Here is a 13,363-nt window from a genome sequence, read left to right on the forward strand (position 1 = left end):
CTTTTTTTATTATTTTTTGTGTTTTTTTACCAAGCTGTGTCATTTTTGAAGTGGATTGATAGCAAAAACACGTATTTTACTGATTGATATATAGGTGTAGGTTTATAAAAGCCACCGCTATCCTTATATCATCGGCAGCCGTTTTCATAATCCTTGCAAGGGGTGTTGGTTGCAAATAAAACAACCAACACCAAGCAACATTATTTTACAATTTTAAAAAGACCTAACGCAGGTAGCTTTCAACCAACATAGCAAAATAACTGCCACCAAGTGGGATGAGTGCGTCATTAAAGTTATAGTTGGGATTATGCAAAGGCGCACTTTCACCATTGCCAATCATTAAATAGCTGCCTTTACGCTCTTCAAGCATAAAAGCAAAATCTTCACTACCGGAAACTCTTGGCATATCGCGATTGACCATTGTGTCACCAAAGGCATTTTGGGCAACGTCAAGCGCAAATTCGGTTTCTGCCCGATGATTAACAAGCGGAGGGTAGACGCGCTTATAAATAACCTCTGCTGTTGCGCCAAAACTTTCAGCCTGCGTTTTTGCAATTTTTTCGATACGCTCTTGTAGTAAATCACGAGTTTGTGGGGTGAAACAGCGTATTGTTAGCAGCATTTCAGCACTATCAGGAATAACATTGGCGGCAAAACCTGCATGAAAACTACCAATGGTTACCACTGCCGCTTCAGAAGGTGGTACATTGCGTGATACGATTGTTTGTAACGCATTAATGAGCATGCCACCAATGGCAATAGGATCAATGGCTTTTTCAGGCAATGCGCCATGACCGCCTTTGCCGTGTATGATGATTTTAGCCGTATCGCTAGACGGCATGAAAGTACCCACTTTACTGCCCATATAGCCAATTGGCGCATCTGGCCAATTATGCAATGCAAAAATCTTATCACATGGATATTTTTGAAATAACCCATCATCTATCATGGCTTTTGCGCCGGCATAACCTTCTTCTGCGGGCTGAAAAATCAGATTAACTGTGCCATCAAAATTCTTGCTTTCGGCAAAATAACGAGCCGCCGCCAATAACATGGCCGTATGACCATCATGGCCACAAGCATGCATCTTTCCAGCATTTTTACTGGAATAAGAAAGGTTGGTTTGCTCTTCAATCGGTAGAGCGTCAAAATCTGCTCGAAGACCAATCGTTTTGGTGCCATTGCCGCATTTTAGTTGGCCAACAACACCAGTTTTGCCAATTTGCGTTTCAACCTCATAGCCCCAACTTTTCAATAATTTCGATACAATATCCGCGGTTCGATGCTCTTCATAGGCAAGTTCTGGATGGGCGTGTAAATCTTGGCGAATAGCAACCATATCATCATTAAAGCGGATGATATGATCTTGGATGTTTTGAATATTAGGAAAATTTTGCTTTGTACTCATAGTTCAAAACCTTATTGTTTGTGACGTTTTTCATGAAACAGTGAAGCTGCGATAATACCAATAATGAGGGCTGACCCGAGATACCAAAATGGCGCCATGATATTTTTGTCTGATATTTTTAAAAGCCAAGTCACAATGATTTGTGCTGTGCCGCCAAAAATAGTAACACCAAAAGCATAGATCACTCCGGTTGCAGTTGCTCGAATTGACCGCTCAAAAGCTTCCATAATCATTAAAACGCTAAATGTCATAAGAAGGCCAAGGCAACCAATGCCGATGGTATGGAAAATGAAGAATAATGTTGGTGTTGCAACAAAATAAAAATCAAAAAAGCTAGCTATAAGCGCAATGAGCAAAATTATCAGTGCAACTGGCTTACGCCGTTCCAACTTATCGCATAAAAATCCAGAAATAATTGAGAAGATTATCATAACAATACTGGCATAGCTGGTAACCAGAAAAGTCTGCGATTCTCCCATGGTGGTCACTGTTTTAAGATAATTTGGCATGTAGAAAATCAAAATATACATAAGCGCAGTGACAGGTAAAATATAAAGAACGCCAAGGCAAGTTTGTAGCAAATGCTTGTCTAACAAAACTGCGAAAGGATGGCTGCTTTGTTGTGTGTGGCTTTCCGCTTCAAAGGTTTCATTAATATGGGCACGAATATAAAGCCCTACAGGAATAATAAGCAACGAGAAGATGAAAGGCACGCGCCAACCCCAACTATGCAAGGCTTCCGTCGATAATACTGCTGTTAGACTAGCCGCCATGAGCGAACCGGTTAGAGAGCTTAAGCCTTGACCGATAAATTGCCAGCTAACAAAAAAGCCACGTTGATGACGTTCTGCCGATTCCATCAGCAATGTTGTTGCTGCACCAATTTCGCCGCCTGCAGAAAATCCTTGCAATAGCCTACCAACGACCAATAAAATCGGTGCCATAATACCAATAGCCGAAGCAGGCGGGGCAAAACCAATCAAAGCACTGCCTAAAGCCATTAACAAAATTGTTAAAAGCATAGCAGCTTTTCGGCCCTTGCGATCAGCATAAGCTCCAATTATGATGCTACCAAGCGGACGCATAACAAAGCCGACACCAAAAACGCCAACCGAAAATAAAAGCGATGTCAACCAGTCTTCTGATTTAAAGAAAACTTGTCCGATAATACCAGCAAAAAAGCTATATACGGTAAAATCGAAAATTTCCAAAAAATTGCCAATACTAGCTGCTACAATCAGCTTGGTTTTTTCAGATTTTGTTTTGAGCGCAGAACTGGTCGTTGTCTGTACTCCATTTTTGGAATGTACCATAGTTCCCCAATATCTTTTTTAATTAAGAGTTCATCTAAAGATATAATTTATATAGAATAATTAAAAAAATAAAACCAATTCGTAAGGGATTAAGATTTTTATTGATTATTGGTTCAATATAGATTGTTTTAACCATATTCGCCCCAATTGATTTGCACCCGATAATAAATGCCTTGTTGTTTTATAAATAGGCTATATTCATACTGCACATTATTGTCATTTTCATTGTAGAATAAACAGTAATGGTGGGATTCTAGCTCAAATTTATGGGGGTGGATTTCACAGTATTTAAGTTGAAATCTTTGCTTATAAAAATCAATAATTTCCGACAGCGAGAGGGTGGTTTTAAACTCTACCACGCGATATTCGAAACTGGTCACCTCAAATATTTGAAAAGAAAGCCTAATTGGTTTGATAATATTATGTGAGGGAATAGGAAAATTTTGCAAATCTGTGGGTAAAAACCAAGCGTAAAAACTATCTTTTTCAACACCTTCTTCTAAAATAGGTGCGATAGCAAGACTTGTACAAATTATAAGTGCTAGACCAGAAAAGATGGCGAAAATGGCAACAATAAATCGGATGATTGCTTCCTTTTCAAAATGAAATGGCATTAGGATTAATTCAGTTTTCCTAATGCCAATTTATGACAGTCTATTCGTATAAAATTGAGTTTTAGCGGTTATCGCCGTCTTAAAACACTCAAAACTTCACGGCTTGGGTGGCCATCAGCTTTCAAACCATTGCGCTTTTGAAAAGCTTGAATGGCTGTTTTTGAAGCTTCGCCAATGCGCCCATCAATTGGACCATTATAATAGCCAAGGCTTTTAAGATGATTTTGCAATTCTTGCCGCTCGCTCATGCTAATGGGCGTAAAGGGCCGGCTCCAATCACGCACCAAACCACCATAGCCAGCAATTCTATCAGCCAATAAGCCGACTGCAAAGGCATAGCGATCAGCTGAATTATAACGTTTGATGACATTAAAATTCTTAGTCACCAAAAATACGGGCCCTTCGCGTCCATCTGGTAATTTAAGAGTTGCTGAATCATTAGGAAAAGGAAATGCTGAGCCATTAGCACGGCGCAAGCCAAGACGCTGCCATTCAGCAAGGCGTAATGATCCACCAGGGAATTTTCCTGTAGCTGGTAAGATAACTTCATAGCCCCAAGTTTTACCACTTTGCCACCCATTTTTGTGGAGTAAATTAGCAGCAGTTCCCAATGCATCAGGAATAGAATTCCAAATATCACGCCTGCCATCGCCATCAATATCGACAGCATAGTCTAAATAACTGGTTGGAATAAATTGGGTGTGTCCTAAAGCACCAGCCCAAGAACCAGTTAAATGTGAACGGTCAATATCACCACTTTGCAAGATTTGCATTGCTGCTATTAATTGCGTACGGCCAAATTTTGCCCGTTTGGGATAGCCATAGGCAAGGGTTGCGAGTGAGCGTATAGCATCACGCATAATATCATCGCGCTTTAAAGCTGCGCCATAATTTGATTCCATTGACCAGATAGCGAGCAAAATATAACGGCTAACACCAAAGCGCTGTTCAATAACATTGAGAACTTTTGCCCATTGGCGACCATGGGCCTGTCCTTGAGCTACTGCTTCATCTTGAACACGATTATCAAAATAATTCCATGTCGGATCTTTAAATTCAGGTTGCCATGCCGCCTTTTTCAAGACTTCAGGATCTGGCGTAGTAACGCCGCGAAAGGCAAGATTGAAAGTTTTATCGCTTATGCCCGATTGGCGAGCAGTGCTACGAAATTGCTCAATCCAGCGCATGAAACCCGCATCGGCAAAAGCCGGCGAAACACCAATAAAACTTGCACCTAACATAGCAAAAGCTGAACCAATGACCAATTTGCGGCGCGATATACCCGTAGTGGTAGGCGCATCATGCTGGCTTTGTATTCCATTCCTATGCCAAAATTTTTTCATGATAATCCTCTTTTGCAATGATCAAACCTATCATCCCACAGCAAGAGTTATTAATCCGTTTATAAAATTGCATATTATTCATATAATACAGGATTTAAGCGTGGTTTTCAAAGTAAACATTTGTTTTTCACTTGATGTACGCGTCAATTCTTAGCGGTTTTGGGATAATTGAAATAAATCAAGTCATAAACATACACTTGTTAAAATCTAGTCTAATTTTGTGTGTAATTGATGACATGCGCCTTTTTGGCACATTTTTTTATGCTTAAGGGCTTGTATTATTTGTTGAGAAAAAAATACAACTATTATTATAAAAAGACAAAGTAGAGATTGAGATTATTGTTTTAATTAAAATTTTGCCGCTAATTGCGACGGGCTTTTGAGGGAAAGTTTGATGTCATTATTGGTAAAAATTTGCAAAATTGGTTGATGCGTAAGTGATGTGTTGCCTCGTTTGATTTGGAAATATGTCCATTTTATTCATTCCGTTATTGCAAATAGTTTTGTAGGTAAGGAGAGTAGGGGTGCCTCATTTCATCAAGCAAGGCTCAAAAACCCATTTGGGCCATAAATCGTTATTTGCCACAAGTTTAGTTGCACTATTATTGTCAACAGGGTTGGCGACCGCGCAAACCGCGAGTCCTGGTGCCCCAATCATTCTTGATGCTGTTGTTATTGATGGCAACAATGGTCGTGAAGCTGAGGTTGAACGTCGTTTCCAAGCAATGCCAGGTGGTGTTAATCTTGTGTCGCAAGATGATATGCCAACGTCAGCCAATCTTACCTTATCGCGTGCATTAGAGCAGGTGCCAGGTGTGGTTATTCAAAATTTCTTTGGTGGTAACGATCAGCCACGTATTCAAATTCGTGGCTCTGGCCTACAACAAAATCCGGTAGAGCGCGGTATTTTAATGCTGCAAAATGGCTTGCCGCTCAATCGTGCCGATGGATCTTACATTGTTGGGCTTGCTAATCCTAGCCAAGCGCAATCTATCGAAGTTTATCGTGGTTACATGGCAAATCGCATTGGCGCAACAGTGCTTGGCGGTGCGATCAATATGGTGTCCCCCACAGGTTTAAGCCAGCAAGGCGCAAGTTTTACCGCGAGTGGTGGTAGTTTTGGTCAATATAATTTTGGTGGCCAATTTGGTTTTGCAAAAGATAATTTTGATGGCTTTATACAAGTCGATCATAGCAAGCGCGATGGGTTTCGCGATTATAATGCTTCAGAGCGAACGAGCATCAGTGGTAATATTGGTTTTCGTATCAATGATAGAGTAACAACTCGTTTTTTCGCAGGTTATACAGACCTTGACTTTGATGTGGCAGGGCCAGTTAATAAAGCGATGCTTAAAAAACGCCCTCAAACCAATTGGTCTGGGCCAACGCTAACACCAAATGGCGCAATTAACCCTGGCCCTAATGTTTGGCGTGATCGCCCAAAGCGTGAAGCAACCCAATATCTTATTGGTAATCGTACCAGTTTTGAAATGGGTGCGCATCTTTTTGATGTGGCTTTTAGCTATAGCTATAGTGATGATATGTTTCGCTTTCCGGTTTCAGCCGGCGTGCGTCAATCAAAAGGTGGCGACTTTACCGCTCTTGCCCATTATGCATATAGCCCTGATGAAAGTAAAGCTTTACCCCTTTTCGAATTGTCATTGCTTTATGCAACGGGTTCGATGGAGCGTGATTACTATCTTAATCAATCAGGCAGTAAAGGTGCAAAATTTGGTGCTAATGATTTAGATTCAACAACCCTATCACTATTTGCTGGTTTAAATGTGCCAATTGCGCAAAAATGGACATTATCGCCATCTGTGTCGTTTGCACATGCCACCCGCGATAATGATGATCGTTATGATGGAGTAAGGCGGCCAACCATTGCCTATAATCCACGCATGCCTGATCGTCTTTTACCTAATGGTGCGGTTGCGGCAAACGATACAAGTTATAAGCATAGCTATTCTGGCTGGAGTCCAGCCCTTGCGCTTAGCTATGAAATTTCCGATGAGCAAACTGCTTATGTAGCCGTTAGCCATAATTTCGAGCCGCCAAGTCAAGATGATCTGATCGCGACAATTAATGGCACTCCAAATTCGAGCGCTGGTCGCCCTAATCCAGCAACGCCTTTTGTATCCTATGCAAGTTTTGCAACGCCTGATCTTGATGCACAAAAGGCAACAACAGTGGAAGCTGGTTGGCGTGGCCGGTTTGATCGCTTCTCCTTTGATCTATCTAGCTATTATTCATGGGTGGATAATGAATTATTGAGTTTGCGTGATGTGAGCGGCGCACCGCTTGGTGCTGTCAATGCTGATGATACGCGTCATTTTGGTATTGATATCGGGCTTGGTGCACAGTTTTCCAACCAATTTTCGGGGCGTTTGGCCTATACATACCAAAATTTCCGTTTTCATGATGATCCACTACGCGGCAATAATTATCTTGCTGGAGCGCCGCGCCATATTATCAATGCTATGTTACAATATCAGCCAATTGATGAATGGATTATTCAAACCAATGTGCGGTGGCTGCCAAGCAAAACCCCAGTTGATAATATGAATACGCTTTACAATGATGCCTATGCAATTGTGGATTTGCGCAGTGAATATCAAATCAACAAAAATTTCAAAATATTTGGCGAAATAACCAATTTATTTGATAAAAAATATGCCTCATCTACCATTATCGCAGATTCTGCACGACCTGACCAAGCGGCTTTTTTACCAGGTGATGGCAGAGGTTTTTTTGCAGGTATCAAGGCTTCGTTCTAAATACTGAAATAGTTCTAATGGCCATGTGCAAAGGAGAATAGGGTATCATGTTTAAGGTGAATAGACGTCATGTTCTTTTAGGTTTGGCCACAAGTACTATGATCCTACCCAATGCAGGACAGGTATTGGCGCAAAAAAGTGAAGAGCAGGCGGCCAACATTATTTGGGGGCCGCCTGCAACGCCATCGCTTATCCCGGCTTTTGCGATTGCTAGTGGCATGCTTGATGAGCTTATTCCCAATTGTCAGTTTAAAGTTTGGAATAGTCCCGATCAAATACGCGCTGGTTTAACTTCGGGCAAAATTACTATGGCGATTATGCCAAGCTATAGTGGTGCTAATCTTTATAATCGGGGGGTAAAGCTGCGGCTTGCCAATATTTTAACCGATGGATTATTATATATTGTTGCCAAAAAGGATGCCAATATTACATCACTTGCGGACTTAAAGGGCAAAAAGCTCGCGGTTCCTTTCAAAAATGATATGCCAGATCTTGTTATGCAAGCGGTGTTGAAAGCTCATAATATTGGGCAAAATGAAATTTCCATTAGCTATATTGGTAGCCCACCAGAGGCTATTCCAATGCTAATGATGGGGCGTGTTGATGCTGCGGTTTTGGTTGAGCCAGCAACCAGTGCAGCCATAGCAATGAGTGAAACTGCCCATAAAGATTTGGTTCGCGCCCTTGATATTCAAGACTTATGGCAAAAGGTGACGGGAAGTAAAATCTTACCGCAAGCCGGCCTTTTAGTTGGCCAAGGATTTGAAGGCGCACAAGGAGATGATAAAATCACGCGTCTTAATGATATTTTCAAATTGGCAACCGAGAAAATATCGAAAGATCCACAAATGGCCGCCAAAAGTGCTGCCAAATATCTCGATTTTCCAGCAAATCTTATAGAAAAAGCTTTGCCGCATAGTAATCTAGTTGTTCGTAGCGGGCGCGAAAGCAAGTCATCTTTGCAGGAATTATTCAGCTTATTATTGCAGCAAAACCCCGATATTTTAGGCGGAAAACTGCCTGATGATGGTTTTTTTGCCGGATGATACGTTATCGGATTATGTCGCATCTCTCATGGCTTATCCGTTATTTTTGGGGGGGCTTTGCCGGCCTTGCTGGTTTCTTTTGTTTTTTAGCCTTTTGGCAATTGGCACATGAACTTTATGGCAGTTTTGTACTGCCCTCACCACAGGAAACTTTTTTAAGTTTGCTTGCATTAATCAAGCAAGATAGCTTTGTTGATGCGGCTAAATTAACGGCATGGCGATCTCTTTATGGCTTCTTATGTGCGGCTCTAATTGGCACTTTGGGCGGCTTATTATGTGGATATTCCTTTGCTGCCATGCGGCTTATGCGGCCTATTATCACAATATTACTTGGTGTGCCGCCTATCGGCTGGATTGTACTCGCAATTATTTGGTTTGAAGCATCGGGTGGATCGGTGATTATGACCATTGCCGTTGCATCTTTTCCATTAATTTTTATGAGTAGCGCACAAGGAATTGCAACGCGTGATCGTAATCTTGATGCTATGGCACGTGCTTTCGGCATTGGTTGGTTTAAGCGTTTACGAACAATTTCCTTGCCGCAAATGGTGGCTCATGTCATGCCAGCTTGGTCGCTTTCGGCTGGCAGTGCGTGGAAAGTGGCAGTCATGGCAGAATTACTAAGTTATAGCGGTGGTTTGGGCGGCATTCTTGCGCAAGCGCGCACCTCTTTTGATGTTCCAAAGGTAACGGCTGTTATAATGGTGGTGGTTATTTTTGCTTTGATTACGGAATTTGGCATTATTCATCCCGTTCGTGAATTATTGGAAAACTGGCGCCATGCTGATGAGCCATGGGGTGTAAAGAAAAGCGAAAACGATATTGTAGCGATAAAGAAGGATTAAAGCCATGAAACTTCTGTTTGAAGACGTTGCTTTTGCCTATCTTGGCCGCAATATTGTTGAAAATATAAATTTTTCGATATGTGATGGTGAAATCCTTGCCGTTCTTGGACCCTCTGGCATAGGCAAAACGACATTGATGCAGATGGGAGCAGGGCTTCATCAACCAACTAAGGGGCAAATTATTCGCAATTATCAACGTCAAGCGGTGGTATTTCAAGAACCGCGATTGTTAAATTGGAAAACCACCTTTGATAATATTGCTTATGGTATAAAAAATAATTTATCCCGCCAAGAAAAACACGCTATCGTGGTTAAAATGGCGGCAGCTGTTGGCCTTAGCCAAGATGATCTGCTTAAATATCCCGCTGCTTTATCGGGCGGTATGCGCCAAAGAGTATCAGTTGCAAGAGCTTTGGCCATTAAGCCTGATATAATCTATTTTGATGAACCTTTTTCAGCTGTTGATATTGGGCTGCGGCGCAATTTACAGGACATTATTATTCAACAAGCAAAAGGTCTTGGTTTTTGTGGCTTGTTTATCACCCATGACCTCCATGAAGCTTTGCGCATCGCTAACCGGCTTTTATTAATTGGTGATGTACCAGCCACTATAATAACCGAGCGCAATATTGCTGGTATTGCAGGTGAGCGCAGTGAGCGTGATATTTTTGAAATGATGGAAGCCTATCGTGTTGATCCTGCCTTTGGCGCATTACTTAATGGCAAGGCGGAGGCTTAGATGAGAGCAAAGCTATTTAAAAGCCCATTTTTTTCCGAAGGTGTCTTTTTCTTTTTCCCGATTTGTGCGATTTATGCAGCATTAATGCCGCTTATCTATGTTGTTGGTTATGGGCTTTCTTTTCCCGCTAGCGATTATATAGTGCCACAACAATGGCACGGTCATGAAATGATTTTTGGCTTTTTTTCATCCGCCCTTGCAGGTTTTTTAACCTCCGCCGTTGCTGAATGGACTGACACTAAACCTGTTCATGGTAAAACCTTATTTTTAGTTTTTATTCTTTGGTTGCCAGCAAGGTTAATTGGTCTGTTTGGTGTTGATCATTTAATGATTGTTGCCAGTTTTTTTGATTTTTCTTTTTTAATACTTTTATTGTTTCTTATCCTAAAACCAATCATAAAAAAGCGCCAAACGCGAGCAGTCTCATTTGCCATTTGGTTGATTATTTTAATTATTGTTGAATTTTGTTTAAAATGGGCATGGTGGCATGAGGATGTGTTGCTTGCAAGCCGCGCGCTTAATAGTGAAATTTTAGTATTTGTAATTTTGTTTTCTCTGTCGCTTTCGCGTATTCATATTGTTGTGGTTAATCTTGCTCTTGATCCAAGTGGTAAATCCAGTCCCTATCGCCCGCATCCAGGACGACGAAATCTTGCTGCTTTTTTAACGGCCTTTTATGGTGTGGTTGCATTTTTCTTACCCGATTCAATGATGCAATATTACTTGGCATTTGCAGCCTCAGCAGCTTTTTTTGACCGGTTGGCAGAATGGTTTATAGGGCGGGCAGTGTTTAAAACAGAAATTCTATGCTTATTCATGGCCAATTTAGGTGCAGGTCTTGGATTGTTGTTGATTGGATTATCGGGCTTCTATCCTTCAATATCGCCCTATCTTGGCTTGCATGTTTTAACAATTTTAACCTTAGGGCTAGCAGTTATCGCGGTGCTTATTATTGCTGGTTTGCGCCATTCAGGTCGTGATTTGACGATTATACCTTGGCAAGCAAAACTTAGCATTTGGGCGATCTGTCTTGCCGGAATCATGCGTGTTTTGCCGCAACTCATTGATGGTTTTCCATTCGCCCATTATCAATATATGATGTCATCACTGTTTTGGAGTGCTGCTTTTATTTTATGGCTTTTTGCCTATGTGCCACTTTTGCGCCACCCACTCCATCATCATTAAGGGGTGGCTTGTATCTATAAATAGGGGGAAAAAAGCCAGATAACCCGATCAAGAAGGCGGGCAGTAAATGGACGATTTATAAGGTTTTGCAACAAAACTTGTTGGGCGTCTTGCATAGAGTTATCAATTTTTTCGGCAATTTCTTGCGCAAATTGATAATCCATAACCTCCATATCCACTTCAAAATTCAATCGCAATGAACGCGCATCCATATTGGACGTGCCGACATAAGCCCATTTGTCATCAATCACCATAAGCTTAGAATGGTTAAATGTACCACCGGCTCGCCAAATATTGCAGTTGTCTTGCAATAATTGATCAAATTGCGCGCGCATGGCACGATCAACCTGTTTTAGGTTGTTTTCGCCTGGTATAACTATATCAACCCTAACTCCGCGCCGTGCCGCTGTTACAAGAGCACTTATTATTTCACGATCTGGCAAAAGATACGGTGTTTTAATACGGATGTGTTTTTGTGCTAACGAAAAGGCGCCAATGAGCATTTTATGATTGGTTTCAATGCAGCGATCAGGACCTGATGGAACGATCCGGATTATTTTGCCTTGGCCTGGTGCAAGGGTAGGGCGGGGAATAGCCCATTCAGCCCCAGTAAGCTTTTCATTGGTGGTAAAAATCCAGTCTTCGGTTGCAACATGAAAAAGATCGGCAACTGCTGGTCCCTCAATACGAAAATGGGTGTCGTTATAAGCTTGATCCCCTGATAAAAGATGCGAGAACCCAACGCGAATATTCATGCCGCCCGTAAAGGCAATTGCGCCATCAACTATCATGATTTTGCGGTGGGTGCGTAAATTGGCGTAAGGCAGGCGCAGGCCGATGATAATATTGCCGTTAAAAACATCAACAGGAACATTATGTTGTTTTAACAAATGCACGACACTTGGAAAAGAATAGCGCGCGCCAACTGCATCAATTAAAACTCGTACTGCTATGCCGCGCTTTACCGCATTAGCCAATGCGTTTACAAATTTTATTCCAATAGGATCGCGGTCAAAAATATAGCTTTCTAACAATATGCTGCGTTTGGCATTAGCTATAGCATCGAGCATAGCTTCATAAGCAAGATCGCCATCGTTTAATGCTTCAATATAATTGCCGCTTGTTTGATTGCAGCGGCTGACCTTATCGCCAAGACGGCTCATGGCTGCGCCGAAATATTGATAATTTTGTTCGATTAGTGACTTATCAACCGCATAATCGCTGAAGTGAAAATGCGCAATTTCATTGACTTTACGGCGCTGGCTGTCAACGCTTTTGCGTCTTATACGATTAACGCCAATAATCGCATAAATAACCGCTCCCAAAATAGGCGAAAGGATGATAACGCCCACCCAGCCGATAGCGGTGCGCACTTCTTGCTTGGTCATTGTTGCGTGAATTGCAGCGGTTAAACCCATGACAACTGATAAAATTGCAAGAATATGGGGCCAATAATGGAGAATTAGTTCAGTCATAAGGCTCTCAATCAAAATTTGATATCGTTGTCTTTGGCTGTGCTTCATTGTGATGAGCAGCAGTTTACTTGCATTTTCAATGTTATAACATGGCATGAGCCATCTTTACAAGCAGCCTCATTGTTAACAAGTATATTAAATATTAGTAATATGACTAATATCCTTTGACATTGTAATTTTAGTAGTTTATTAGATGCTGAAATAAACCTTAAGAAGCAGTCCCGATTTTTTAAATCTGCTCTACTACAATTTTTGACCAAAAAATCAATATTTTGAGTCCAGTGGAACCAACATGCCTTTTATTCGTTTGAATATAAGTAGCTTGGATGAGAAATCTTTTTGAAATACAAATTATTAAAATCATAGTTATAAGCTTTTATTTTTTAATACTTATAATATAAGTTGAATAATTATAGTTATATTTTTAATTATATTTTTTATTTACTTGTTATTCTACGTTTTGTAATGTAAATTTTGTTTTCAATGTTAATTTATACTATTTTATAGGTTTGAGCTTCGTTATTATATTTGAATATATAATAATATTATTTGATTTGTTGGTGTTATCTCAAATTATTTCTAATTTGAGAGGCTATCGGCATGAGTAAATCATTTATG

At 40.9% G+C, this 13,363-nt stretch carries 10 protein-coding genes; 5 read left to right on the top strand and 5 right to left on the bottom strand.

All coding sequences use genetic code 11. The annotated features are described in order from the left end of the window. Positions 1 to 223: 223 nt before the first annotated feature. From H3299_RS00645 to H3299_RS00660, 4 genes are all read right to left on the bottom strand, one after another. Positions 224 to 1,408 (bottom strand): M20 aminoacylase family protein, encoded by a 1,185-nt coding sequence (locus H3299_RS00645; protein ID WP_210276126.1) that lies wholly within the window; start codon positions 1,406 to 1,408, stop codon positions 224 to 226. A gap of 11 nt (positions 1,409 to 1,419) precedes the next feature. Then, complete coding sequence (locus tag H3299_RS00650) at positions 1,420 to 2,721, bottom strand: MFS transporter (RefSeq protein ID WP_182418433.1); 1,302 nt, start codon at positions 2,719 to 2,721, stop codon at positions 1,420 to 1,422. A 128-nt stretch (positions 2,722 to 2,849) separates the two neighbouring features. Continuing rightward, positions 2,850 to 3,335 carry a hypothetical protein gene (locus H3299_RS00655; protein WP_182418434.1) on the bottom strand — a complete coding sequence of 162 codons (486 nt, stop codon included), beginning with the start codon at positions 3,333 to 3,335 and terminating at the stop codon, positions 2,850 to 2,852. A 68-nt stretch (positions 3,336 to 3,403) separates the two neighbouring features. Beyond that, a complete protein-coding gene (locus H3299_RS00660) occupies positions 3,404 to 4,576 on the bottom strand; it encodes a lytic murein transglycosylase (protein WP_246708242.1) in 1,173 nt (390 codons plus the stop codon). Between the two features lie 626 nt (positions 4,577 to 5,202). On the opposite strand from H3299_RS00660, the gene H3299_RS00665 reads away from it, so the two are divergent. From H3299_RS00665 to H3299_RS00685, 5 genes are read left to right on the top strand one after another with little or no spacing between them, the layout of a single operon-like run. Beyond that, positions 5,203 to 7,455, top strand: a complete 2,253-nt coding sequence (locus H3299_RS00665; RefSeq protein WP_182418436.1) for a TonB-dependent receptor — start codon at positions 5,203 to 5,205, stop codon at positions 7,453 to 7,455. Between the two features lie 47 nt (positions 7,456 to 7,502). Next, the gene (locus H3299_RS00670; protein WP_182418437.1) at positions 7,503 to 8,501 is read left to right on the top strand and encodes an ABC transporter substrate-binding protein; all 999 of its coding nucleotides are present in this window, start codon (positions 7,503 to 7,505) and stop codon (positions 8,499 to 8,501) included. Next, the gene (locus H3299_RS00675) at positions 8,498 to 9,346 is read left to right on the top strand and encodes an ABC transporter permease (protein WP_182418438.1); all 849 of its coding nucleotides are present in this window, start codon (positions 8,498 to 8,500) and stop codon (positions 9,344 to 9,346) included. The genes H3299_RS00670 and H3299_RS00675 overlap by 4 nt, the downstream gene beginning before the upstream one ends. A gap of 4 nt (positions 9,347 to 9,350) precedes the next feature. Further along, the gene (locus tag H3299_RS00680; RefSeq protein WP_182418439.1) at positions 9,351 to 10,085 is read left to right on the top strand and encodes an ATP-binding cassette domain-containing protein; all 735 of its coding nucleotides are present in this window, start codon (positions 9,351 to 9,353) and stop codon (positions 10,083 to 10,085) included. Beyond that, complete coding sequence (locus H3299_RS00685; protein WP_182418440.1) at positions 10,086 to 11,270, top strand: NnrS family protein; 1,185 nt, start codon at positions 10,086 to 10,088, stop codon at positions 11,268 to 11,270. Positions 11,271 to 11,284: 14 nt separating this feature from the next. On the opposite strand, the gene H3299_RS00690 is transcribed toward H3299_RS00685, so the two are convergent. Then, positions 11,285 to 12,745 carry a phospholipase D-like domain-containing protein gene (locus tag H3299_RS00690; protein ID WP_182418441.1) on the bottom strand — a complete coding sequence of 487 codons (1,461 nt, stop codon included), beginning with the start codon at positions 12,743 to 12,745 and terminating at the stop codon, positions 11,285 to 11,287. Positions 12,746 to 13,363: the final 618 nt, after the last annotated feature.

The organism is Bartonella sp. HY038 (assembly GCF_014117425.1).
Classification (GTDB): Bacteria; Pseudomonadota; Alphaproteobacteria; order Rhizobiales; family Rhizobiaceae; genus HY038.

Coding starts and splice junctions, on each gene's coding strand:
- H3299_RS00645 (WP_210276126.1), bottom strand. CDS start 1,408: ATGAGTACAAAGCAAAATTTTCCTAATATTCAAAACATCCAAGATCAT.
- H3299_RS00650 (WP_182418433.1), bottom strand. CDS start 2,721: ATGGTACATTCCAAAAATGGAGTACAGACAACGACCAGTTCTGCGCTC.
- H3299_RS00655 (WP_182418434.1), bottom strand. CDS start 3,335: ATGCCATTTCATTTTGAAAAGGAAGCAATCATCCGATTTATTGTTGCC.
- H3299_RS00660 (WP_246708242.1), bottom strand. CDS start 4,576: ATGTTAGGTGCAAGTTTTATTGGTGTTTCGCCGGCTTTTGCCGATGCG.
- H3299_RS00670 (WP_182418437.1), top strand. CDS start 7,503: ATGTTTAAGGTGAATAGACGTCATGTTCTTTTAGGTTTGGCCACAAGT.
- H3299_RS00675 (WP_182418438.1), top strand. CDS start 8,498: ATGATACGTTATCGGATTATGTCGCATCTCTCATGGCTTATCCGTTAT.
- H3299_RS00680 (WP_182418439.1), top strand. CDS start 9,351: ATGAAACTTCTGTTTGAAGACGTTGCTTTTGCCTATCTTGGCCGCAAT.
- H3299_RS00685 (WP_182418440.1), top strand. CDS start 10,086: ATGAGAGCAAAGCTATTTAAAAGCCCATTTTTTTCCGAAGGTGTCTTT.
- H3299_RS00690 (WP_182418441.1), bottom strand. CDS start 12,745: ATGACTGAACTAATTCTCCATTATTGGCCCCATATTCTTGCAATTTTA.